A 23,895-nucleotide genomic window follows, 5' to 3' on the forward strand; every position below is an offset into this window, starting at 1 on the left:
TTTTAAATTCTTTTAATTTTTAAATTGATTTTTCTGTGTTCATATACGGTCTATCCAGTGCGGATGTTTATCTACTCACCTGCATGATGGAAAAACAATTGCACCCAATAAAGCAGACGTATGCACGTAATGCTTTGGCCTTTGGCTTTGGGTTAATCTCAAACAAATGTATAGCAGGAATAATAATGTTCAAGAAAAGTCTGGTGGCAGCCTCTATTTTGGTTTTATCCGGAAGCGTATTTGCAGCAACTGATGAAGGCGTTGCGGGTGGTACCATTACTTTTAACGGCAGCGTTACTGATACTACCTGTAATGTAACCACCAATAACGGTTCTGATTTCACTGTTAACCTTTCACCAGTTACTACTACCGATCTGGGTACTGACGTTGGTGTGGTTACTACTGGTGCAAAAGAATTCACAATGGCGGTTTCAGGTTGTACTGGTTATTCAGCTGATACTGATGCGCTGAAAGTTAGCTTTACCAGCAGCAACGTATCTGACGATGAAAAATATCTCACCAACTATAGCGGTACTGCTGAAGGTGTGGGTATTGCTCTGACTACTGATGGTTCTACTCAGGTTAATTTTAACGAAGCTCTGGACACTGGTTTAACTGCAGCAGATGTTTCCGGTAGCACCAGCACTTCAAATATCACTTATTACGCTAACTACTACAACTACGGTGGCGCAGCAACGTCTACCGGTAGCGTTGTTACTACTGCAACGTATACCTTCAGTTACGAGTAAGATAATACAGCTGGGGCTGGTACAGCCCCAGTTTTATAAGAAGCATATAATGAAAAAGTTAATATTATTATTTTCAGCCATGGTCATTTCTTTTGCAGGAAATGCCAGCGTAGTGATCAATGCGACACGCATTATTTACCCGGCACAGTCGAAGTATGTCAATATCCAGCTCGTAAACCGCAGTAAAACTACACATCTTGTTCAATCGTGGATCGATACAGGAAACCCGGGTGCGGCACCGGAAACCATTAAAACACCGTTTAGTCTGACACCACCTGTGGTCAAAATGGCCGCGAATGATGGACAGGCATTGAAACTCTCGCTGATTAATGGCGAACAACTACCAAAAGACAGAGAGAGCGTCTACTGGCTCAATGTGCTGGATGTTCCGCCGGTACCGGAAGCATCAAAAGACGGTGACAACTATTTACAGGTCGCATTGCGCAGCCGCATCAAGCTGCTTTATCGTCCAGAGAATTTGTCTGAACTCAGTAATGAAACGATTAAAAAAGTGAGCCTGAGCCAGCAGTCGGGTGCGACCTGTCTGAAAAATGATTCGCCTTACTACATCACCATTACGGAAATTGTGAGCTGGCACGGTGGCGATATTAAGAAGAAAACGACAGAAAAAAACCTATTAACAAATGCTGCGTTTATTTCGCCGTTCAGTTGTATGCAAATTGCTGGAAGTATTAAGCAAGCGGGAAGTTACCGCGCCGCATGGATTGATGACTACGGTTCAAAGCGTTATGCATTAATTAGTTGACTCCTTTACCAGATCTCCTGGGCAACAGAACATGAAATATAAGAATATCCTTCGTCGGGGATTATTAGTTAATTCCATCTGGGCTGCGCTATATGCTGGTTGCTCCTTTGCTGAAGACTTCAATAACAGTTTATTGATGGGAAATTCAGCAAATATGGACTGGAACAATAAAGCTGTTGTTATGACCCCAGGGGAATATGAGTTTGATGTTTATATTAATGATGACTGGAAAGGGAAGTTCGCCTTTATTGTCGGGAACGATAACAAAGGCACGCTGAAGATAAAAACGGACGAAGCCCACAAGCTTGATATTCGTGAGTTAGGGCCGGTTCTTGATGCTGAGAAGGGGGAGTATATCGATGTTGATAAAATACTCCATGGCGGCTCAAGCTCACTGAAACCCGGCGAAATGCGGGTCAATCTCGAAATCCCTCAGGCGTATGTGACGCGGAGTGAAAGAAACTGGGTATCTCCGGAAAGATGGGATACCGGTATCAACGGCGCCTATACCAACTATAACCTGAGCTATTACAACTTTCGTGGGAAAAAAGAGGGTTATACCGATTCGGATAACGTTTATTTGTCCCTTAACAGTGGGCTGAACCTGTTCGGATGGCATCTTATTGATAACTCCAGCTATAGCCGCTCAAGTTCAGGGGAATCGGGCAAGTGGCGCAACTCCACGCGCTATATTGAGCGTCCATTTGCAAGCATCAACGCTATTTTACGACTCGGTGATGCTAACACGTCATCGGAGTATTTTGAGAGCATCCGCTTTCGCGGTATGTCGGTAATCAAAAGTCAGCAGATGTTGCCGGACAGCCAGCGAGTGTATATGCCTGTAGTGAGCGGTCTGGCTACCAGTTCGGCAGTCGTTCGCGTATTGCAGGATGGTAACGTTATTTATCAGATTACCGTGCCTCCAGGACCGTTCGCGATTCGTGATTTAATGCCCACTGGCTCACGAAATGAGCTTCACGTTGAAGTTAAGAACAGCAGTGGCCAGACTGAGACATTTATCGTCCCGTTCTCATCCATGCCTGGCATGTTGCGTCCGGGGACCAGCGACTATCGCCTGAATATGGGTGAGGTGAACATGCGCAATTCGAATGACAATTCGAAATTTGTGCAATATAGCTACACCTATGGTGTAAACAACTATACGTCCTTGTTTGCTGGCTTAACGCTTAATAATGACTATAAATCATGGTTGGCAGGCAGCACGGTTTCTTTGCCCTATGTCGGTTCATTCTCCGGAACAGTTGAACAAGCACATTACCAATTACCGGATTCGGAGAGACAGAGTGGTGAGAAATACTCCATTTCATGGAGTAAGTACTTCGAGACAAAAACTAACGTAACATTAGCGTCTTATTATTATCGCACACAGGATTATGCTTCTTTTAGCGACTATATCGCCTCTAAGGAAAACCTTGAGCAATACGGTTATACAAGCACAACGCGAAACAGTAAGCAGGCATTCAGCGCATCAGTATCGCAAACACTGCCGCAGGATTTAGGTAAATTAACCCTTACAGGATACTGGCGTGACTATTGGAATAATCAGCGTAGTAATCGTCAGTACAACCTGACTTACAGTAATAATTACAAAGATATAACTTATAGTCTATCGCTGCGGCGTACTGAGTATACTCAGAGCTATTACGACACTGATTATGACGGTAATGAAGTCAGTAACCTGAGAAAAAATAAGAGCGCGGATGAGAGCATTTATTTCTCAATGTCTATCCCGATGAGTATTTTTGATACACGTGCAACGGTATCTTCCCGTACCACCATTGAAAAAGGGAAATATGCATCATCTGACGTGAGCCTCAGCGGCGAAATGAAGGATGTTAGCTATAGCATGGTGTTAACGAACGATAATGATGTTAAGTCACGTTCGGCAGATCTCTATGCTTCATGGGATAATAGTTATAGCAGCCTGAGTGCAGGTCTGACAGAAGCCTCAGACTATCGCCAGCTCAGCCTGGGTGCCAGCGGCAATATTCTGGCCTGGTCCTCCGGTGTGCTGGCATCAGGTACCACGGGGCGTAATTTTGTGATTATTGATGCCCCAGGGTTAAATAATGCAGTCGTTAATGGTAATACAGCGGTAAGAACTAATTCCAGTGGGCGTGCGTTATCAACCAGTGCCGTCGCCTATCGTCAGAACCATTATCGTCTGGATCCTGACGGCACGCAGGATAGTAGCGTGGATCTTTTAGGGAATATTGAATACATCGCGCCTTATGAAGGTAGTATTACGTATTTGAAATATAAAACGGATACGCGTAAGACATACACGCTAAATATTATGCGTCCCGAAAACGAAGCACTGCCATTTGGTGCATCCGTAATGGACGCAAGTGAAAATCTATTGGGATATGTATCTCAGGGCAGTCAGGTATATTTGAAAGCAGATAAACTGCCAAAAGTTCTGAAAGTTAATATTAGCAGTAAAAAGCATAAGCAGTTCTGCACAGTAACGTCACCGGCAGAAGATAGTTTAAATGTGTGTAAATAACCACCACTATGTGGTGGTTACAATCAAACAAGTAAAATTAGTGGAATTATGTCTCACAGATATTGTATCGATTCTGATAATGCTTTTCTCTCATTGGCTATCCAGCACATCTTTGATGAGCTGGAGCCTGAAATTTGGCCCGAGAATGAAGGGCGGATATTGATTCTTTCTGAGAAAAAGAGAATTCAGGATATCCTTTCTGGTAAGCGGTACCGGCTCGAGGAATATGATTTGATTATATGCTCGGAGCCATATTACACACTTTGCCGGAAATATATTGGGAAAGTCACCAGAAAAATTATCAGTGTGGATAATGGCATCAATACGCTGAAGAAAGACATTATTGGTTTTTTTACCCATGATGAAGAACCACATTCATTAAACGACATTAGCCAGTTAATGACATTAACTCAGAATGAGCGTGTCACTATTACGAAATATATCTCTCCGTATGATAATTTTAAATCTGCTCGCCAGGATATAAGTAATCTTAAAACCACATCTCGTTATAAACGTGCAGCAATGACGAAGTTAGGATTTACGAGTAACATAGAACTGTGGCTGGCTATTAACTTCTTATTCTATCTGGGGTACATTTCTTTTTATAATGTAGAGAGAAAGAATAAAGTAATCATTCTTTATCACCAGGATACGCTGCAAGACAATGTCTGTTATTTTTAATGTCGACCGTAAATAGATATTTTAATGAAAATTTCCGTCCAAGATTGTTTAAATTTAATTAATGTGGTAGTTGAGCCACTTTTTAGCGATTTGGCATTGCACCTGCGCCAAAGTTCTTTAATCGCTTTTTACATCGCACGTAATTTGAAATTATCAGATGCACAAATAAAAGATGTTTTCATTTCTGCCAGTCTACATGATTTGGGATTATTGCTGAAAAGTGCTCAGAATTACCGCCTGGACGCGGAAGATATTCTTGGCGGTTATTATCTAAACGGGCTGGAAGTTCAGAATGAAATTGCTATGTTTAATCGCATCAGTAATTCTCTTTATGTACAGGAAAGTAATTGCACCCTGGTTAATGATATCGTCTACTTTTCTGATGCTTTTGAACTTTATCTAAATAAGCAGGATGAAGATTTTATTTCCTATTCTGAGACCCTGGTGGAGGATTTCTTTTCCCGTCACTCAGATTTTCGTCACGAAATCGTGGATGCAATGAATCGCCTTGCTAAGGACGATGTATTTTGGTTGCGTCTGGAATCCAGTAATATGCATAAGGTTTTACAACGGATAAGCCCGTTACGAGATTCTTACGTGACGCTTGAAGATCTTAAAGATATCTGCCTGATTCTGGCTCGCATAGTGGATATCCACAGCAGTTTTACCGTTACACATAGCACCAGTGTCAGCCATGTTGCGGCTAAAATTGCCAGCCTGATGTCCTATCCACAGGAGCAGCAGCAGAAGATTGGCATCGCCGGTTATTTGCATGATATTGGCAAGGTATACATTCCTTCAGAAATACTGAATAAAGAAGGGCAGCTAACGCGAAAAGAACGTGCGTTGATGAAAAAACATAGCTATAAAACTCTTGAGATGCTTAGTTATATCAAATCATTGCAAGAGATTATCCCCTGGGCAGCAAATCATCATGAGCGACTGGATGGCTCTGGTTATCCGTTTGGCTTAAATGCTAACGAACTGGATGAAACGTCGAGGATAATTGCTATCGCCGATATGTTTACCGCATTAACGGAAGATAGGCCGTATCGTAAAGGAATGGAGTTATCGCAGGTGGTGGATATACTTGATAGTGAAGTGGCGCAGGGCAAATTGGATGGGTTGATTGTTGATATTGTCAAGCGTAACATTTATGCTCTTTTTGATTGTGTAGGCAAAATTATTCTTAAATGATTAGTTATGTCATTAACAACAACCCTCCTTTTTATGTGTCTATATTAACTCTATGAAATATCGCATCGCTGACAACATTGTTTTTGACACTGAATCAGATTGGATCGTACAGCACGAGGGTGACAGTGTGCTGGAAGAAAAAAAATTAACTAAAACAGCAGCTCAAATTCTGACTATCCTGTTGTCAAGTTATGGTGAACTTGTTGAGCGCGACTTTTTATTAAGTGAAGTATGGGAGAGTCGGGGGCATCATGGCTCGAATTCTTCGCTAAATCAATATATTAGCATCATAAGAAAGACGTTATATGAGATGGGGGTTCCCAAGGACTGCATCGTTTCTGAGCCAAAAAAGGGGTTCATCTTCTCCAGAGCAATCGCAGTTACTGAGATCGTGCCACAAGATCTTCCACATCAGGAAGAGCATTCTTCAGTCTCAGGTTCATATCCGGTTATCCTGCATCCGGACAGAAACAGCAGTTTCACTAAAAAACTCCGGGATAATCGGAGCCAGGCGATAAATATTATGCTGTGGGCACTGGTTGTCATCAGCATGTTGGCTTGTTTTTATGAGCTTAATAAAGTCTCGGGTGTTGCTGGTAACCACGAGACAGTTAAAATATTTACATTAAAAAAATGTGATGTGCTTTCTGATACGACTAAGTATGCATCATATCAACAGATAATGCAGGATATTATCTATGACCTGCATCCAGATATCGAAAAACAATGCGCTTCTGGAAATATGAGCATTTTTATTCGAGTACAGCCTAGTGTTTACTTCGGTCATGTTGGGCGCGTATTTTTGGCATTATGCGCCGCTAAGCCGGGTAGCAATGACTTTGCGTATTGTGAGAATAATTACCGATACAACTATCTGTACCGTCGGAGTAATGGATAAAATGCGTTTAATATCTATCATATTGCTGGCGATTAATATTGCTGTTTTAGCGACTTTACTCATTTTACGCCTGCCGGGCCCAGAGTATTTTAAGTCCACCTGTAGAGCTTATATGAATTATCATGGCATTGCTGAAGATGGAGGGTTTAACTTTACAGGCGATGTGTCTTTTGTCTTTAATAAGAATAAAACTGGGCGTTATTACATTTCAGGTACTATGGATGACAAAGGTGGAGACTACTCTATTTCTCGCCTCGTTAATTTCACGTATCAACATAAGGAGGATAGTGAGTATATCTTGACACCAGTCTCCATTGATACGTCGATACATGACAATGTGTCTGACAAAATCCATGAAAGATTAAAGAAAATGTTGCCATTGACACAAAAGCTATCAGTTAATATTGGTGCTAATGATAATTATATCATTTTCAGCAATGCCGTAAGCCCATTATTTATTTGTGTAAATCTGTAAGATTGCTAATAATCGACGTTTGATAACTCCGCTCCGCCCCTGTCCTTCAAAGTTGTTTTTGGAACCAGGATATGTTGATACATATCCTCATTCCATTGTGTTGAGCAACGCGACCACCAATGCGAGATGACCTTACTGTCTATTTATTTAAGACAGTTAGTAATCTCCTTACTTGCATTTCAGCAAATCTTTTTTCCGTATCGCTGGTTTCTAAATGTGAAAAATTAGCCACAAGCCATCGTTGCATTTTTTCACGAGCCTGAATCGCCTGGTGTCTCTTGAGGTGCCTGTGGATTATTGGTATATATTCATAAGGAAAGGCTCCTGGTATGAAATTACCTATTTTACGGGCGCAAACATGATCCCTGGGAAAAAGTGAAACAAGAATTTCTTTGAACTCTTCATTTGCAGATATTCTTATTTCAGATTCTTTTTGTGGGTTGATTTTCACTTGGTAGTTACTCTAATTTATTATCCTGGTTATGTTTTAGGAGGGCTACACTGTTTGTTCTTTTCTCAATCTTTAAGTGGCACAATGTTTAGCTGAAGGCTTCGTTTATCGTTTTTGTGCCACTTAGGATCCTTTTGCTGGTCTTTTAATTAATCGTAGCCAAACATGATTTGAGCTGTTGCCGTCACTGAACCCGTCGTCAGTGCAGAAGCATTATAGACCTTATAATAGGCATAGAGATTGATATTGAATGCCGATTCTACAGAGTCGTTTTCTGCGATATTAAGAATAGCGGTGGCACCAGAATTTGATGTTCCGCTTGAAAAAATCAAATCACTTCCACTGGTTGTTGAGCGAACGGATACGCCTACACCACCTGCTTCTGAGTCTTCATTAACCAGTATGGTTCCTGTATCGGCACTATTCAAAATATCATTACTGGAAAACCATGCTGTAATATTGCGAGTCGACATCGAATCGCCCAGGGCATCTCTACAGCTTACTGGTAGGCGAAAGCTGGTACCCGGAGCCTCACCACTTGCGTTTAACACGTCGATAGTCGTAGGGGGTAATTTAATCGTGATATCTTTTGTTAGATTGCATGTTGTTTGTTCTGGTTCAAATTGTACGCTGAGCTTCTCGTAAGCCATATATCGCGCTGTCGACCATTTGGCTGTGTCATTCATCATATAATCCCAAACGTTTTGCGCGTAGGTGGAACAACTCCACACCAGAACACAGTCATACTTAGAGCTGGAATCGCCGTCACTTAAGATGGCCGGATAGAGGTTAATCGAACTTCCGGTGGTTGTCTTTGTATAATCGGCAACGCCGCTTGGTGCCGAATTTAGTAGCTCAAACGTCAGGGTATACTGAGTCTGGTAATTACTCATACCGTGAATGCCGGTTATACCGGATACGCTCTGTTTAGTATTTCCTGTAATTTCATTCGTAACTTTTATCCAGTAATCCGTTGAGCCATCTGTGCTGCTGAAATTCATATATACAGGATTTCCGCCGAATGCATCGAAAAAATATACTGTATCTAAAATACCGGTGGTGCACGTCATGCTACCGGACCAGTTTGTTGTATATGAAACGGTATACGTTGATGAGGATGCAAAAGCGGTTGATAGGTTGAGGGACTTGTTTGACTGTTTAACGCTGCCTAATGTTATTCCGCATGATGCAAATGCAATTTGGCTGCTAAATAACATTAGTACGATGAAGGAAAGTATGAAGGCTATTATACGTCTGTAAATCATGAGGGGGAGTCTCAGTTCTTGCGTACGAAGAGTACCTATAATACGCTGTATCAGTTTTGAATTTAGTAGTCATCTATTCTTAGCTTCATTCATTAAAACATAGAGATCGCAATAGTTAAAATAAAAGTGTATAAAATAAATTAAAAATTAATTCATGGTGTTTAGTCCTTGTTTGTGTTGTTTTTATAGGTTTATCTTCTGTTTTTAAAGCGATTTTAGCTTCACAAAGCTGTCATGATATGATGGTTAGAACAGGGCAAAATTATTTCTTTTCATTTGCAGGATTTTCATTATGGTTTCCGAGTAAATACAAACAACTTGTTAACATGCTTTTTTCTTGTTGATATCAAAGTTGTTAGTATTTTCAGTTTCTGGAGTCACTGGTGAATAACTTATGACAGGCTAAATCTCTAATATGGATCCATCAAATATTGTTAATGTCGAAGTGATTACCTGCTCGTTTCTTTAGACAGATAAACGTGCAGGTATGGTTTTTAGCTCATGCGTGCATTCTGGTTTGTTACCTTCTCACATTTAAAGTCAGTAATACTTACGCGTACATCATACATTCTACCTACGACATTAACTTTTCTGAAGCTTTTAATACAATCCTTCATGGAGATTTTTTTATTTGAGTAGCGCGTCCACTTAACAGGAAGACCACCATCTTTTTCAATTATTGCGGTTATTTTATACATTTTTTATTGTGTCAAAAATTAGTGCCTATTAAATATTGAGAGTCACAATAACTGCCAATAAGTAAAGTTATTAACTAAAGCATACGTTAGCACTGTTTTCCTTAATGATAAATTAAAACTCATTAAAACTTACTCGTTATTTATAAATATAACGATAGCAAGTGAATTAGTTACGCCGTCAGGAGAGCAAGACGAGAACCCTGTATTGAATCTAAGCTTTTTTATGTGCAAATCAGTAATGATGTTTGTGAGGACCACATCGAAAAATGAACTCCACGGCAGTTTGTAAAAATAATGTTGAATTAATATGTGTTTTTATTAAACTCCAGGCTTTATTAATTAAATAAAAATGTCATTTGAATGGTTTTTGAAAATATTTCATAAATTCATTTTCAAAGTATTGCCAATGAGAAATGCGGGTGTAGTATTTTTCTCAGGAAACAGCTGAGGATATGAAGATGATTAGAATATTTAAAATTTCTATGGCATTAATTACATTATCTTCTTTAAATGTATGTGCGCACGAAATAAACTTTGTTGGCAAGGTCGTCGATAATGCGTATTCTGCCAGAAATACATGTTTAGAAAGGGCCATCAATGATGGTGAGGGGGGCGTGTGCGCCTCCCCATCCGGCTCGGTGATCCATACCGTTGTGAAAGAAGAAAGTGTTTCTTATCGGGGTAACTCCGTGGCCGCAAGATTTATTACGATGAACTTTTCGTGATAATAATCACCAGAGATCTTCGATAGTAATAATTAGCTCATTGATATTAAATACAGACCCGGAAAGAGTAATCTTTTGACTAAGAGTGGCCTGATTTAATAAAAGTTGAGAATGTTAATAAACATCCGTTAGCGACTTTGTTTGTTTTGACTCGATGTGTGCAGTGAAGCCACTACTGAATTATCACAGAACCATTTTCCGGCCTGGTTCGTCATTTTTAAATTGACCATGCTGGCATGTTTACTCCGACTACCATGTTCTTCGCTCCGGGAGAAATGGACCGTGACAGGGCATTCAAACTCACTTTTTGCATCCTTAGACTGTTTGCATTTCATACTTTTTTCCAGTGAAATAATAGAAATGTAACGATGGTCTTCTTTTCCGTTCCTTTCTCCTATCCATTCAGCATCTGCATATAATCGTGTTTTAATTGACGAGATCATGTCTTTTACTGTTGGTTCATCGTTACTGTCACAGCCTGTAGAAAATAAAGGCATCAGTAATACCATTGATGTACAGATTAATTTCATAAAAAACTTAATGTATAGTATGAATTGAATGTGTTTGGTGGCGTTGTATTTTCTATCGTGATTTAATTCTAATAAAGAAATGTATGCATTATGAATACCTAATGCTATAGTTTGAAAAAGAAGGGTAATCTATTTTTTTATGTACAAACAGTGTGGCTTGGCCTCACTGTTTGTACAGGGAGATACTATTATTCGTAGCTGAAGGTATAAGTGGCAGTAGTTACAACAGTACCCGTCGCAACATTGTCGGTTCCGCCATAGTTATAGTAGTTAGCATAGAAGTTAATTGTCTGGCTATCATCAGCAGATGCAAAGTCAGCACCCGTAAAGCCAGTGTCCAGCGCTTCATTCAAATTAACGAGGGTAGAGCCGTCAGTCGTCAGAGCAATACCAACGTTTTCAGCAGTACCGCTGTAGTTAGTGAGATATTTTTCGTCGTCAGAAACGTTGGAGCTGGTAAAGCTGATTTTCAGCGCTTCGCTTGAATCGGTATAGCCAGTACAGCCAGATACTGCCATAGAGAACTGTTTAGCACCCGCAGTGACTACACCAGTACCATTAGCAGTCAGATCGGTTGTTGTGATCGGATCCAGGTTTACGGTGAAATCAGAACCATTATTAGTGGTCACATTACAGGTTGTATCCGTTACGGTTCCGTTGAAAGTAATGGTACCACCTGCAACCCCTTCATCAGTAGCGGCAAATGCAGAACCACTCATTACAATCAGTGATGCAGCGACCAGGCTTTTCTTGAACATGATATTTCTCTTTTTTTGATTGATACTTTGTCATCGAGTGAATTCGATGTCTTTCGTTTGCTTTAGCTTCACAGGACAAGGAAAAACAATGGGGGGCTTTTCCCGCCTGAGAATGGCAATAATCAAAACACAGTTAGAAAAACATCGAAATTAAAAACATTTAAAAATAAATAGGGACTTTGACCCAAACATATTACTCATTTCTATAGTTAAAAATTCTAGTTTTACTCTGATATTGGGTTTTTATAGCACGATTGTTCGAAAAACAAGCATGTTGATGAGGGGTTAAAAATAGAAAAACTGTTCATTTGATATGTTTACTGGTGATCGCTATTACAGTTTTTAAACAAGTTTTGACGCTAAATCAATTAATAATCCATCAACATTATTAGTTTTGATATGTAAATCAGGCTTTGAGTTTTTGTTTTTAGGGGGGGCGCCATATCGGCGAGTATAATTTATACCGTGATTGGCTTTTCGTGACAGGAATGAGGAAGTGTTAAAAATTATACGTTTGGAAGGTTTATTGGCCTGATTCAGGCCTGGGTGAATAGCAATACACTTTCTGACCGCACCATCGCTGGCGAGTGACTATCTGTGAAATTAATAAGCGTTGCCCATACTAGTCATAGCCAAACATAATCTGGGCGGTCGCTACTATTTCTCCGGCTGTTAATGCGGTTACATTGTACACTTTATAGTAAGCATTAAGTGAAATATAGTTTACTTTCTCAATATCATCACCGGCCTTGATTTCGAGTAAGGTTGTTGCATCAGAGCCTGAAGAGCTCGCGCTAAAAATAATATCCCGACCGGTAATCGGGCTCTTTAATGAAATGCCCACGCCGCCAGCCGTTGAGTCATCGTTGACAAGCACCGTACCCGAATCCGCATCATTCAGAATATCGTGGCTGGATAGCCATGCACGAATATTTCGTGTGGAAGTGGTGCCAGCAAGCGCATCTGCACATTCAATCGGTAAACGGAACGTGGTGCCTGAATCTTCGCCGTTGCGGGTGAGACGATCCATCGACGCAGCGGGCAATTTAATCGTCATATCATGCGTCAGATTGCACGTCGTCTGGTTTGGTGCGAACTGAATGCTCATTTTTTCATAGGCGATATAGCGGCTGGTTGACCAGGTTGCAGTGTCGTTGATCATATAGTCCCAGACGTTTTCGCCATAAGTTGAACACTTGTTTCCCCAGATATTGCAGTCATAGGTATTACTGCCATCACCGTGACCACTCATTACCGCAGGAATTACAGATAATACACCACTGGTGGTACTTTTTGTCATATTACTCACTCCAGACGGGGCGCTGGAGAGGAGTTCAAAAACAAGAGTGTATTGAGTCTGATAACTGGCTATAGAGTGCTTGCCTGCAATTCCGTTTACCTTCTCTTTAGTACTCCCGGAAATGGTTGCAGTTGTTTTAATCCAGTATTCTTCTTGACCATCGCTGGATGAAAAGTGTAAGTAGACGGGGCTGTTATTAAATCCGGTAAAGAAGAAGACATTGTCCAGCCCAATCCCGTAAGTACAGGACATCTTCCCTGACCAACTGGTGTTATAGGTCACCGAATAAATTGAGGACTGAGAGAATACCTTCGATAAGTTCAGCGACTTATCTGATTCTGCAACGCGAGTTTTAGAAAACAGTCCACTTGAAACATCACAGGTATTGCTCAGCAGTCCCCTGTTCTCAGCGCTTTCTGCTGCATACATTTGGCCACTAAAGAAAATAAATGTGAAGATCAGCGAGGCCCATAGCGCTTTCGGAAGATTACATTTCATAAATCTAAAATGTCCAAAAAAATAGTGAAATAATTAGCAATGTAACTAATTCAGTTCTGTAACTTATTTAATTTATGTTCTCATCTTTTAATTGTTTTTGAAAATACAAAGCCCGCAACTCTACTATTTTCGGATTTAGCTACGTCATTTTAGCTTTTATTTAACTTTCTAAAAAAGGAAAGCCGCATCAGCTCCGGCCTTCCTTCTCGCTTTCACGACAATCGCGGTAATCCTAATCCGCTTTTCACTTCTTCAAGCGTCGTCTGGGTCAGGGCGTAAGCTCGCTCGCTGCCTTCCCGAATTATCGCCATAAGTGCGCCTTTATCCTGCATATACATCGCCCGCCGCTCGCGCATCGGGGCAATCAGCTCCTGCAAGCACGCTTCCAGTTCGTTCTTACACACCCGGTCTCCCAGCCCGCCGGCCTGATAGTGCGCCTTCATCGCTGCAACCTTGTCTTTGTCCGGATGAAACGCATCGAGGTAAGTAAACACCACATTCCCCTCAATCTGCCCCGGATCGTTCACTTTCAGGTGGTTCGGGTCGGTGTACATGGCGCTTACCGCGCGGTGGATGGTCTCTTCGCTGGCGGAAAGGTGCAGCGTGTTGCCGAGCGATTTCGACATCTTGGCGCTGCCGTCGATGCCGGGCAGGCGGCTGGTGTCGCTCAGTATTGCCTTGCAGTGGCGCAACACCGGAGCGGGCAGCAGGCTATTCATCTTGTGCACAATCTCGTTGGTCTGTTCAATCATCGGCAGCTGGTCGTCGCCGACGGGCACGCACTCGGCCTTAAACGCGGTGATGTCCGCCGCCTGGCTGATGGGGTAGGCCATAAACCCGACCGGCAGCGAGCGGGCGAAGCCCTTCTGCGCAATCTCGTTTTTCACCGTCGGGTTACGCTCCACGCGGGCGACGGTGACGATGTTCATATACAGCATCGTCAGCTCGGCGAGGGCGGGCAGGGCGGACTGCAGGCAGATCGTGGTCAGGTTCGGGTCGATGCCGGCGGCGAGGTAGTCGGCCAGCACTTCGGGGATGTTGTTGCGGATCTTCTGCGGGTTGCTGCCGTTGTCGGTCAGCCCCTGCAGGTCGGCAATCAGCACAAACTGGCTGTGCGTCTGCTGGAGCGCCACGCGCTGGCGCAGCGATCCGACGAAGTGGCCAAGGTGCAGCGGGCCGGTTGGGCGATCGCCGGTGAGGATGGTTGGTGCGCTCATAAAGACTCCTTAATGGGCAGTTGCCGAAAGGGGTCTTAGAAATGTGAAAGCCGCCTTTCGGCGGCTATCTGAAAATGGGGAAAACTACTCCGTGCCGCCTTTAAGAAGGCAGCCACCAGCGGTTTACGGTGAGCACGGCGTGGTTTATGTTCATACAACTACAGTATCATAATCATTGAACAATTCAATTGCATCCTGCTCTACTTTAAAATGGTTACGATAAGGTTTGCCAAACCCAAGCCTACAGCCACGATTATAACTAACCTTAACTGCTCTATCTTTTTACGCTGTGATATGGCTTCTACTTGCAATATTTTTATATAGTTTAATGCTGTGTCAACATTTCCATTTTGAGTATTTTGTGTGACGTCGACCGTCTTAATATTCTCTGCATGGTTGGCGAGTACACCTCCTCCGGCTCCGGCACAAACAAAAAAAGCCATTTGAGTAAATATAGCAAGGTTCTCGTTGAAATCAGGGTTCATTAAGTCTTTATAGTTTTTTTGAAACAGTTCGGGGATTCCTAATCCCATGAAAATCCCAAAGAAAATGAGCGAAATCCCTTTTTCAACGCGCGAAAGACGCTTGCTTTCCAGAAGTGATATAAATGCTAAAAAAAGCCCGCCCAACAAAAAAAGCCATGCGGTTTCAAGGTTGGTATACCGCGTTATACTACAACCGATAATTATTAAGAAAAAAGAAATTATGAATGTCTGAAGATTGCTTAAACGGTATTTTATGATTTTTTTCATTTGGTTATATGTCCGAGGTATATGATAGCGAGTATCATATAACAAGATCTTCTGCATCTACTGCTGTCAATTATAGGGGGGCTAAATATGGAGTTCACTTAATGCAAATTACTCCGGAATGGTTTTGAAAAGGCTCTGTAGAGGTAAGATCAATTAACTAAATTTCAGTCATACGGGGCACGTCATGCTGCAATCACTCAACCACCTGACCCTCGCGGTCAGCGACCTGCAAAAAAGCGTCACCTTCTGGCACGAGCTGCTGGGGCTTGCGCTGCACGCCCGCTGGAATACCGGGGCCTACCTCACCTGCGGCGATCTGTGGCTCTGCCTCTCTTACGATGAGACGCGCCGTGTCGTGCCGCCGCAGGAAAGTGACTATACCCATTACGCGTTTAGCGTGGCGGAACAGGATTTTGCGCCGTTCTCGCGCAAGCTTGAACAGGCGGGCGTCAGCGTCTGGAAGCAGAATAAAAGCGAGGGGGCGTCGTTCTATTTTCTCGACCCGGACGGGCACAAGCTGGAGCTGCACGTGGGCAACCTCGCCGAGCGGCTGGCGGCGTGTCGGGAAAAGCCCTACGCAGGGATGATTTTTACCTCAGACGAGGCTTGATGCCCGCACCTTCAGCCTGCCCGCCAGCGTCACGTGCGTGGCGGCATCTTCCTGATTACACAGGTACTCCACCGCCAGCCGCCCCAGTTCGCTGTAGGGCAGCTGGATACTGGTCAGCGACGGGGTGAGCTGCTCGGAAATCTTCTGGTCGTCGTAGCCTGCCAGCAGCATATCCTGCGGAATATTGATGCCGTTTACCGCCAGCGCCTGGTAGCAGCCAATCGCCAGCCAGTCGCTGGCGCAGAAGATGGCATCCGGGCGTTCGGTCAGCTCCAGCAATGCAGCCGTTGCGGTAAAGGATTCGCTGAACTGCCAGTTGGTCTGCCGCACCAGGCTATCGTCACACGTTAAACCGGCCTGCTGTAGCGCCGCCCGGTAGCCTGCCAGCCGTTGACGAGTGGCCTCCATCCAGCTTTCTCCGGTGATGTGGGCGATACGCGTCGCGCCACAGGCAATCAGATGTTTGGTCACCTGGAAGGCGTTGGCGTAGTCGTCCGGGATAAACGACGGCAGCAGCGGCGAGTCAGGATCGCGCTGGTTCAGCAGCACCAGCGGAATACGGGGGCAGTCCCTGAACTCGGTCATGTCGACAAGCGTGGTGACGGGGGACGCAAGGATGATCCCGATGCAGTTGCGCTTCTCCAGCTGACGGATGATGTTCAGCGCCAGCTCGATGTCGTCGCCGTAGTCGTACACGGTAAGCAGGGTTTCATTGCGCCACGCAGCTTCCCGCGCCTGGCTGATGGCATCGATAAACGGATCGTAACTTTGCAGGGAACTCACCAGCAGGGCGATCTCTTCCTGGTTGCGCGGGGCGTGAATGGCGGGGAGGCGGTCGTAACCGAGCTCGGTGGCAACGCTAATCACCCGCTGGCGGGTGTCGTCGCTGAGCTTGATGTTGCGGGACTGGTTGAGCACCAGCGATACCGTCGCCTGCGACACCCCTGCCGCCCGCGCAATATCGTTCATCGTGACTTTAGTCTTTCGCTTCATCCGTCCTCTCCCTTTCGCGAATTCGCATCATACCCTAACTGTTCGCTTCCGCGCCGCCGATCACGTTTCTTATTCAGCGAAGCGTGAACTTTGTGAGTGCCGTCGCTTTTCTGAATGCCGTGATTTGCTCATTTATAACGCAGATAATATTTATTAGCTAAACATTATCAGTAAGAGGATGCGTAATGAAAGAGCAGTGGAGCAAAGCGCAGGCGCAGGCGTGGTATCAACAAAAAGGCTGGCTGTGCGGGTTTAACTATCTGCCATCGACGGCGGTGAACTGGACCGATATCTGGCAGAAAGAGACGTTTGATGCAGACACTATCGACCGCGAGCTGGGCTGGGCGGCGGACGCGGGCTATAACACCCTGCGCATTAACCTGCCGTTTATCGTCTGGCAGCATGACCGCGACGGCCTGATGGCGCGCATTGACCGTTTTCTGACGATTGCCGACCACCACGGGTTCAGCACCATGCTGACCCTGATGGACGACTGCGGCTTCTCCGGCGACGAGCCGTACCTCGGCCCGCAAAAGCCGCCGGTGCCGGGTAAACACAACAGCCAGGCGGCGGCGAGCCCGGGGCGCGAAAAAGTGTGCGATCGCGACTGCTGGCCGGACATTGAGCGTTATATCCGCGACGTTGTCCGCCAGTTCCGTGACGATAAACGCGTGTTGCTGTGGGATCTTTACAACGAGCCGGGCAACCGCGGCATTTTCGCTACCGGTACGGAAGAGGTGCTGTACGACGAAAAGCTGGAGACCTGCGCGCACGAGCTGATGAAGCTGGCGTTCCGCTGGGTACGTGAAGAGGATCCGGCCCAGCCGCTCACCGTCTGCGCGTGGCGTCTGCCGGCGGAAGAAGAGGGCGAAACGTTTTATCAGCACCCGCTGGACCAGACCGCGCTGGAGCTGTCGGACGTGGTGAGCTACCACGCCTACACCAATACCGGGCGCATGACGGCGATTATCCAGCAGTTACAGGCGCTTGGGCGCCCGATCTTCTGCACCGAATGGCTGGCGCGCCACGTGGGCGGAACCATCGAAGAGCAGCTTCCGCTGATGTATATGGCGAAGGTGGCGCCGTATCAGTGGGGGCTGGTGCGCGGCAAAACGCAAACCTGGCTGCCGTGGCCGGTGGTGATGAAAACGTCCACAGACTACTGCCGCCTGTGGTTCCACGATGTGTTCGAGGAGAACGGCATCCCCTTCTCGCGCGCTGAAATCACCCTGCTGCAAAAGCTCCGTAAAATCGCCCCGAACGTGCAGGGCTAATAATAACGACCCGGCGGTCAGCCGCCGGGCAACCAGGTGTGCACTATGGCAATGACAATGAAAATACCGTCTCGCGAGTTGTGGTCTTATTTTGGCTATGGTTTAGGTCAGTGTTTTAGCTTTGGTTTAGTGGGTTCGTTTATTAACTATTTTTACACCGACGTGCTGGGGATCTCCGCGCTGGCGGCGAGCACCATCTTCCTGATTGCCCGCGCGTGGGATGCGGTTCACGATCCGCTGTTTGCCAGCATCATGGACACCATTAACAGCCGGTTCGGCAAGTTTCGCCACTTTTTACTGCTCGCGCCGCTGCTGATCACCGGCGTCACGCTGCTGGCGTTTTATAAAATTGAAGCGGACATGACCACCAAAATCCTCTACGCCGGGGTGACGTACATCCTGTGGGGGACGCTGTACGCTATCTCCGATATCCCGTTCTGGTCGATGTCGTCGGTGATGACTAACGATTCCGGTCAACGCACCCGCGCGGTCACGGCGGCGATGCTGGGGGTCAACGCCGGGATCGCCTGCGCCAACATTTTCTTCCCGAAGCTGGCGGCGTTCTTCGCCCACAACAGCAGCGACAAAGGCTATTTTATGGCGGCGCTGGTGATGATGCTGGTGGGCCTGCCGCTGATGCTCAACGGCTTTATGCAGATTAAAGAGCGAGTGCCGCCGAGCCCGGAAAAGGTGACGATGCGTGACACCTTCCACAACCTGCGCCAGAACAAGCCGTTGTTTATCGTTCTGCTGTCGTTCTTTTTCTGCGTGTTCCACAACGTTGCCAACGGGATCTACATCTATTTCTTTATCTACAACATGGGCGACGGCAGCCTGCAAATGGCGATTGGCGTGATGGGGATTGTGGCCGCGGTGGTGTGCCTGATTGCGCCCATGCTGACGCGCAGGATGCAAAAGCGGAAGCTGTTTATGATCCTCTGCGGGCTGGACGTGGCAGTGCGCGTGGTGATGTGGTTCGCGGGCTATCAGCACACAGTACTGCTGTTTACCCTGCTCGGCCTGAGCACGCTGTTCGTGATGATGACCAACATCCTGACCTCGTCGATGATTGCCGACACCATCGAGTACGCGGAGTACCATACCCACAAGCGCTGCGCGGCGATCACTTTCTCCGGGCAGACCTTCACCGGCAAGATGTCAGTGGCGGTGGGCGGCGGGTTGATTGGCGTGTTCCTGACGATGATCGGCTACGTTCCGCAGGCGCAGACCCAGAGCGACAGCGTACTATCGGGGCTGTTCTTTGGCATCTGTTTGCTGCCGGCCATTGGCTCACTGATCCGGATGGGCTTTATGTCGCGCTTTACCTTTACCGAAGAGAAGCACGCGGAGATTTGTCGGTTGCTGGAAATGCGGAGATTCCACCAGCGTAATTCTGCTGCCGCACGGGTTTCATAGTAATCCTTGTTGTTTGTGTTGCGTGGCTGGCATGTCAGCGACATTGTGGGCGGGCAGCTCTTCGTGCTGCACCTTTTCCCGGCACCGTTCGGTATGAACGACAGGTTCAAAACAGAAACCGTCGTAGGGTTTGCTCGCCAGCACCTGATCCTGATGACGATCGTTACTCTTCATCGTAATGCTCCGCGTTGATCCGCCTGATTGACAGAGAGCGTGGCTATGCAACATTATGCGCATTGGTGCTCGATTTAGATTTTCATAGGATTCTTTATGCTCGATTATGCTGCTTTTCCTGGGCAACGACAAGATCTGATCCGCCAGATCCTTCAGGAGAATGGCAGGGTGGTTTGCGCGGAGCTGGCCATCCGAATGAACGTGTCTGAACACACAATTCGCCGGGATTTACATGAGCTTAGCAAAGAAGGCTTTTGTAAAAAGGTCTATGGCGGCGCGGTGCTTCAGCTCCCGGATGCCGGGAATTTTTTCACGCGCGAGCAAAAGAATAGTGCAAAAAAGGACTCAATCGCGCAGAAAGCGGCAACCCTAATCAAGGCGGGTGGCTGTATTTTTATTGATACGGGAACAACGAATCTGGCGCTGGCTAAGGCGCTACCTGCCGATCTTAGCATCACCGTTGTCACCAATTCGCCGGCAATTGCGGCTGAGCTGCTGCGCCATCCGCTGTGCGAAGTGATCATGACCGGCGGGCAGATCCAGCGGGCGTCCGGCGGGGCGGTTGGCGCCACAGCGGCAAACCAGATCCAGGGGATTATCTTCGATCAGGCCTTTATTGGCGGCTGCGCGATGGATCCTGATATGGGGCTGACCGGCTTTGACTTTGCCGACTGCGAGTTCAAAAAAGCGGTGATCGCCCAGAGTAATCAAAGCATTGTGGCACTCACTATGGACAAGCTGCCTGGCGTGGCGCGTTTTGTGGTGGCGAAGAGCCGCGATATCGATGTGCTGGTGGTGGAAGAGGGCATGGACAAAGACGTGCTCGAGGCATTCACGGCTCAGGATGTTCGCATTGTGTGCGCCTGAGGACTTTGACATATAAAACAGGCTACACTCTGCTTTTGAGCGCTAACTGCTGAGGAAATAACAATGCACTACACCATGAAAGAAAGCGACAACAAAGATAAAGCGGAAGGGACACACGGCGCGGGCGCTTTACAGCAGAAGTTGCTGGATTCCCGTTCGATTGTTATCTCCGGCGAGATTGACCAGGCGCTGGCCGAGAAAGTGATCACTCAGCTGATCCTGCTGCAAAGCATCAGCAACGATCCTATTAAGCTGTACATCAACAGCCAGGGCGGCCACGTTGAAGCGGGTGACACCATCCATGACTTCATCAAGTTCATTCGCCCGGAAGTGCACGTGATCGGCACCGGCTGGGTCGCCAGCGCCGGGATCACCATCTTCCTGGCAGCGAAAAAAGAGCACCGTTACTCCCTGCCAAATACCCGTTTCATGATCCATCAGCCGCTGGGCGGTGTGCGTGGTCAGGCGACGGATATTGAAATCGAAGCCCGCGAAATCATCCGGATGCTGGATCGCGTAAACAAGCTGATTGCCGACGCGACCGGCCAGCCGCTGGAAAAAGTGAAAAAAGATACCGACCGCAACTTCTGGATGTCCCCGGCAGAAGCGCTGGATTACGGCATTGTGGGTAAAATGATCACCCATTATGACGATCTGAAGCTCGATTAAGCCTCACCCTGCGCCCGGCAACGGGCGCTATCTCACTTCAAACACCACCGCCATCCAGTTCACCCTGGTGTTTTCCGGAAACGCCGGATAGGGATCGGGCCGCGTACAGGCACCCGCCCAGATAAACGTATCTTCATCAATGCGATACCAGTGCGCATTGCCTTCAACGGCATCGCCCACCACCGCTCCCAGAACCGTTACGCGACTTCCCGCGGGCAGTTCACAGGCGACAGGCGAGAACACGGATGGATTATCCCTGCGCGTATAGACCCTTGTGGTGGTCTTCACGTTGCCCGTTGCCGGGAATTCAATGAAATCGCTCATCTCAGGCCTCATGACACGCTCTCTTAAGGTAACGATATAAGTCGCTGTAAATCTGGCGCTCACGATAAAGCGTGAAACTGTCAGGGTGTGTCATACGAATGGCTGAATGCGGCGACTTTTTACCCCCTTTTGACCCACGACAAGGCAACCTGGCTTCGGCTTGCGCATAATCGCGCCTGTTTACCTTTTCACTGGTGCTAACCATGGCGTATCAACTGAACCTGAACTGGCCGGAATTTCTCGAGAAATACTGGCAAAAACAACCTGTTGTGCTGAAAAATGCCTTCCCGAATTTTGTCGATCCCATTACGCCTGACGAGCTTGCAGGCCTGGCGATGGAGCCGGAAGTCGATAGCCGTCTGGTAAGCCATTTCAACGGTAAATGGCAGGCGAGTAATGGCCCGTTTGAGCACTTCGACGATCTGGGTGAAACCGGCTGGTCGCTGCTGGCGCAGGCGGTTAACCACTGGCACATGCCTGCGGCTGAGCTGGTGCGTCCATTCCGCGTATTGCCGGACTGGCGTCTTGATGACCTGATGATCTCCTTCTCGGTACCGGGCGGTGGCGTGGGCCCGCATATCGATCAGTACGATGTGTTTATCATTCAGGGAATGGGGAGCCGCCGCTGGCGCGTGGGGGATAAACTGCCAATGCGTCAGTTTTGCCCGCATCCGGCGCTGCTGCACGTTGATCCGTTCGAGCCGATTATCGACGAAGATCTGGCCCCGGGCGATATCCTCTACATTCCACCTGGATTCCCGCACGACGGTTTTACCCATGAAACCGCGCTCAACTACTCCGTAGGTTTCCGTGGGCCAAACGGCCGCGATCTGATCAGCAGCTTTGCCGATTACGCCCTGGAAAACGATCTGGGCGGCGAGCATTACAGCGATCCGGATCTGACCTGTCGCGAACACCCTGGCCGCGTGGAGCAGTACGAGCTTGATCGTATTCGCCAGATGATGATCGACATGATCAGCAAACCTGACGATTTCACTAAATGGTTCGGCAGCTTTGTCTCTACGCCGCGTCACGAGCTGGATGTTGCCGCCGCGGAACCGCCATACACGCCAGAAGAGGTGCTTGATGCGCTTCAGGGCGGTGAAACCCTCACCCGCCTGAGCGGGCTGCGTGTACTGAATATTGGCGGCAGCTTCTTCATCAACAGCGAACAGCTGGAAACGGTGGATGCAAACGCCGCTGATGCGCTGTGTCGCTTCACCGAGCTCGGGCAGGCTGAACTCGGCGCGGCATTGCAAAATCCGGCGTTTGTGGAAGAACTGACAGACCTGATTAATCAGGGTTACTGGTACTTCGACGAGTAATGTCTCGATCCACGGCGAGCACTTTGCCCGCCGTGGATGCAATGATTAATTATCGTAACCCCAGCGAGCGCGAAGCGTGCGAATGAGCGCATTGGCGCGCAGCGGCTGCCCATTTGGCCCTTGCAGGACGACAGAGCCTTCTGGCAGACCGAAGAGTGTTTCAATTTTCGTTTTGATGCTTCCCACGCGGGCATCGTTGCGAGCGGCGCGCTGACGACCTTTGGGTTTTGCACGGGGAGTGATTTCCTCCTCTTCCTCTTCCTCTTCCTCTTCCTCTTCCTCTTCTTCCTCATCGAGTTCCTCTTCGACAAGTATGTCGCTGATAGCGTCGTAAGTGCTCATCCGTTCCCATTCACCGCTCGCGTACGTCCAGAGTTCGCCATCTTGCAGATGATAAAGGGGTGTGCCCGCCTGGGGAGGAATGCTATCGCTGATACGTGATTCGCTCTCTTTTCTGTAGCCAATGCCCTCTGCCAGCCCAGTCAAATACCTTTCGCTACCATCAACGATGAGAAAGACTGACCAGCAGTGATGCATAAAATTGACGCTTTGGGTCATGTATTGATAAATCGTACAGCTTTGTTCGGGCGTGCGACGTGCGAGCGCGGAAAGCACTGGGCCGACGAATTCATCGAGGCCGATCTCCGCTTTTTCCAGTTTGTCGATGTTGATCTCGACAGTAGGCATCGCGTTTTTACTGACATGTAATCGAAGTGATGCTGTTGAATGAGTCACAGTACAGGTTCCTTTTAACGT

The 23,895-nt window shown here is 46.9% G+C and carries 26 protein-coding genes; 14 read left to right on the plus strand and 12 right to left on the minus strand.

Annotated features, from left to right (window positions below; translation table 11 throughout):
• Positions 1-185 precede the first annotated feature (185 nt).
• The 7 genes from N1249_RS02485 (at position 186) to N1249_RS02515 (ending at position 7,293) form a co-directional block, all read left to right on the plus strand.
• Positions 186-749, plus strand: a complete 564-nt coding sequence (locus tag N1249_RS02485; RefSeq protein WP_259834249.1) for a fimbrial protein — start codon at positions 186-188, stop codon at positions 747-749.
• Positions 750-798: 49 nt separating this feature from the next.
• Positions 799-1,515 carry a molecular chaperone gene (locus N1249_RS02490; protein WP_259834250.1) on the plus strand — a complete coding sequence of 239 codons (717 nt, stop codon included), beginning with the start codon at positions 799-801 and terminating at the stop codon, positions 1,513-1,515.
• Between the two features lie 31 nt (positions 1,516-1,546).
• The gene (locus N1249_RS02495; protein ID WP_259834254.1) at positions 1,547-4,042 is read left to right on the plus strand and encodes a fimbria/pilus outer membrane usher protein; all 2,496 of its coding nucleotides are present in this window, start codon (positions 1,547-1,549) and stop codon (positions 4,040-4,042) included.
• A 48-nt stretch (positions 4,043-4,090) separates the two neighbouring features.
• Positions 4,091-4,723, plus strand: a complete 633-nt coding sequence (locus tag N1249_RS02500) for a hypothetical protein (RefSeq protein ID WP_259834255.1) — start codon at positions 4,091-4,093, stop codon at positions 4,721-4,723.
• A gap of 24 nt (positions 4,724-4,747) precedes the next feature.
• Positions 4,748-5,920: an HD-GYP domain-containing protein gene (locus N1249_RS02505; RefSeq protein WP_259834257.1), complete on the plus strand. Its 1,173-nt coding sequence runs from the start codon at positions 4,748-4,750 to the stop codon at positions 5,918-5,920.
• A gap of 127 nt (positions 5,921-6,047) precedes the next feature.
• Entirely contained in the window at positions 6,048-6,818 is a 771-nt protein-coding gene (locus N1249_RS02510) for a winged helix-turn-helix domain-containing protein (protein ID WP_259834259.1), read from the plus strand.
• On the plus strand, positions 6,811-7,293 hold the full coding sequence (locus N1249_RS02515; RefSeq protein WP_259834261.1) for a hypothetical protein: 483 nt from the start codon (positions 6,811-6,813) through the stop codon (positions 7,291-7,293). The genes N1249_RS02510 and N1249_RS02515 overlap by 8 nt, the downstream gene beginning before the upstream one ends.
• Positions 7,294-7,432: 139 nt before the next feature.
• On the opposite strand, the gene N1249_RS02520 is transcribed toward N1249_RS02515, so the two are convergent.
• From N1249_RS02520 to N1249_RS23235, 3 genes are all read right to left on the minus strand, one after another.
• Complete coding sequence (locus tag N1249_RS02520; protein WP_259834262.1) at positions 7,433-7,744, minus strand: hypothetical protein; 312 nt, start codon at positions 7,742-7,744, stop codon at positions 7,433-7,435.
• Between the two features lie 149 nt (positions 7,745-7,893).
• Positions 7,894-8,814 carry a fimbrial protein gene (locus tag N1249_RS02525; protein WP_259834263.1) on the minus strand — a complete coding sequence of 307 codons (921 nt, stop codon included), beginning with the start codon at positions 8,812-8,814 and terminating at the stop codon, positions 7,894-7,896.
• Between the two features lie 689 nt (positions 8,815-9,503).
• The gene (locus N1249_RS23235; protein ID WP_409193160.1) at positions 9,504-9,707 is read right to left on the minus strand and encodes a DUF1187 family protein; all 204 of its coding nucleotides are present in this window, start codon (positions 9,705-9,707) and stop codon (positions 9,504-9,506) included.
• A 458-nt stretch (positions 9,708-10,165) separates the two neighbouring features.
• Here N1249_RS23235 and N1249_RS02530 point away from each other — a divergent pair, with 458 nt between their 5' ends.
• Positions 10,166-10,432 carry a hypothetical protein gene (locus tag N1249_RS02530; protein WP_259834264.1) on the plus strand — a complete coding sequence of 89 codons (267 nt, stop codon included), beginning with the start codon at positions 10,166-10,168 and terminating at the stop codon, positions 10,430-10,432.
• A 128-nt stretch (positions 10,433-10,560) separates the two neighbouring features.
• On the opposite strand, the gene N1249_RS02535 is transcribed toward N1249_RS02530, so the two are convergent.
• The 5 genes from N1249_RS02535 to N1249_RS02555 form a co-directional block, all read right to left on the minus strand.
• Complete coding sequence (locus N1249_RS02535; RefSeq protein ID WP_259834266.1) at positions 10,561-10,929, minus strand: hypothetical protein; 369 nt, start codon at positions 10,927-10,929, stop codon at positions 10,561-10,563.
• 221 nt (positions 10,930-11,150) lie between these two features.
• A complete protein-coding gene (locus N1249_RS02540) occupies positions 11,151-11,720 on the minus strand; it encodes a fimbrial protein (protein WP_259834267.1) in 570 nt (189 codons plus the stop codon).
• 622 nt (positions 11,721-12,342) lie between these two features.
• Positions 12,343-13,518 carry a fimbrial protein gene (locus tag N1249_RS02545; RefSeq protein ID WP_259834269.1) on the minus strand — a complete coding sequence of 392 codons (1,176 nt, stop codon included), beginning with the start codon at positions 13,516-13,518 and terminating at the stop codon, positions 12,343-12,345.
• A 212-nt stretch (positions 13,519-13,730) separates the two neighbouring features.
• Positions 13,731-14,735 carry a tryptophan--tRNA ligase gene (trpS, locus tag N1249_RS02550; protein WP_259834270.1) on the minus strand — a complete coding sequence of 335 codons (1,005 nt, stop codon included), beginning with the start codon at positions 14,733-14,735 and terminating at the stop codon, positions 13,731-13,733.
• A 200-nt stretch (positions 14,736-14,935) separates the two neighbouring features.
• A complete protein-coding gene (locus N1249_RS02555) occupies positions 14,936-15,487 on the minus strand; it encodes a hypothetical protein (RefSeq protein WP_259834271.1) in 552 nt (183 codons plus the stop codon).
• Between the two features lie 184 nt (positions 15,488-15,671).
• Here N1249_RS02555 and fosA point away from each other — a divergent pair, with 184 nt between their 5' ends.
• Positions 15,672-16,097: a FosA/FosA2 family fosfomycin resistance glutathione transferase gene (fosA, locus tag N1249_RS02560; RefSeq protein WP_259834272.1), complete on the plus strand. Its 426-nt coding sequence runs from the start codon at positions 15,672-15,674 to the stop codon at positions 16,095-16,097.
• On the opposite strand, the gene N1249_RS02565 is transcribed toward fosA, so the two are convergent.
• Positions 16,083-17,090 (minus strand): LacI family DNA-binding transcriptional regulator, encoded by a 1,008-nt coding sequence (locus N1249_RS02565; protein ID WP_259834273.1) that lies wholly within the window; start codon positions 17,088-17,090, stop codon positions 16,083-16,085. The genes fosA and N1249_RS02565 overlap by 15 nt on opposite strands.
• 185 nt (positions 17,091-17,275) lie before the next feature.
• Between N1249_RS02565 and N1249_RS02570 the strand changes: the two genes are divergently transcribed.
• On the plus strand, positions 17,276-18,364 hold the full coding sequence (locus tag N1249_RS02570) for a cellulase family glycosylhydrolase (protein WP_259834274.1): 1,089 nt from the start codon (positions 17,276-17,278) through the stop codon (positions 18,362-18,364).
• Positions 18,365-18,409: 45 nt separating this feature from the next.
• A complete protein-coding gene (locus tag N1249_RS02575; RefSeq protein WP_259834276.1) occupies positions 18,410-19,780 on the plus strand; it encodes an MFS transporter in 1,371 nt (456 codons plus the stop codon).
• Here N1249_RS02575 and N1249_RS02580 read toward each other — a convergent pair.
• Positions 19,775-19,954 (minus strand): hypothetical protein, encoded by a 180-nt coding sequence (locus N1249_RS02580; protein WP_259834278.1) that lies wholly within the window; start codon positions 19,952-19,954, stop codon positions 19,775-19,777. The two genes, N1249_RS02575 and N1249_RS02580, sit on opposite strands and share 6 nt — an antisense overlap.
• A gap of 96 nt (positions 19,955-20,050) precedes the next feature.
• Here N1249_RS02580 and N1249_RS02585 point away from each other — a divergent pair, with 96 nt between their 5' ends.
• The gene (locus N1249_RS02585) at positions 20,051-20,821 is read left to right on the plus strand and encodes a DeoR/GlpR family DNA-binding transcription regulator (protein ID WP_259834281.1); all 771 of its coding nucleotides are present in this window, start codon (positions 20,051-20,053) and stop codon (positions 20,819-20,821) included.
• Positions 20,822-20,884: 63 nt separating this feature from the next.
• Complete coding sequence (locus tag N1249_RS02590) at positions 20,885-21,490, plus strand: ATP-dependent Clp protease proteolytic subunit (RefSeq protein WP_182059419.1); 606 nt, start codon at positions 20,885-20,887, stop codon at positions 21,488-21,490.
• A gap of 27 nt (positions 21,491-21,517) precedes the next feature.
• Here N1249_RS02590 and N1249_RS02595 read toward each other — a convergent pair whose 3' ends face one another.
• Positions 21,518-21,814, minus strand: a complete 297-nt coding sequence (locus N1249_RS02595; RefSeq protein ID WP_259834285.1) for an SH3 domain-containing protein — start codon at positions 21,812-21,814, stop codon at positions 21,518-21,520.
• A gap of 203 nt (positions 21,815-22,017) precedes the next feature.
• Here N1249_RS02595 and N1249_RS02600 point away from each other — a divergent pair, with 203 nt between their 5' ends.
• The gene (locus N1249_RS02600) at positions 22,018-23,139 is read left to right on the plus strand and encodes a cupin domain-containing protein (RefSeq protein ID WP_259834287.1); all 1,122 of its coding nucleotides are present in this window, start codon (positions 22,018-22,020) and stop codon (positions 23,137-23,139) included.
• A gap of 45 nt (positions 23,140-23,184) precedes the next feature.
• On the opposite strand, the gene N1249_RS02605 is transcribed toward N1249_RS02600, so the two are convergent.
• Positions 23,185-23,874 (minus strand): hypothetical protein, encoded by a 690-nt coding sequence (locus N1249_RS02605; RefSeq protein ID WP_259834288.1) that lies wholly within the window; start codon positions 23,872-23,874, stop codon positions 23,185-23,187.
• Between the last annotated feature and the right edge of the window lie 21 nt (positions 23,875-23,895).

Source organism: Enterobacter sp. CP102 (genome assembly GCF_025152625.1).
Taxonomy (GTDB): Bacteria; Pseudomonadota; Gammaproteobacteria; order Enterobacterales; family Enterobacteriaceae; genus Enterobacter; species Enterobacter soli.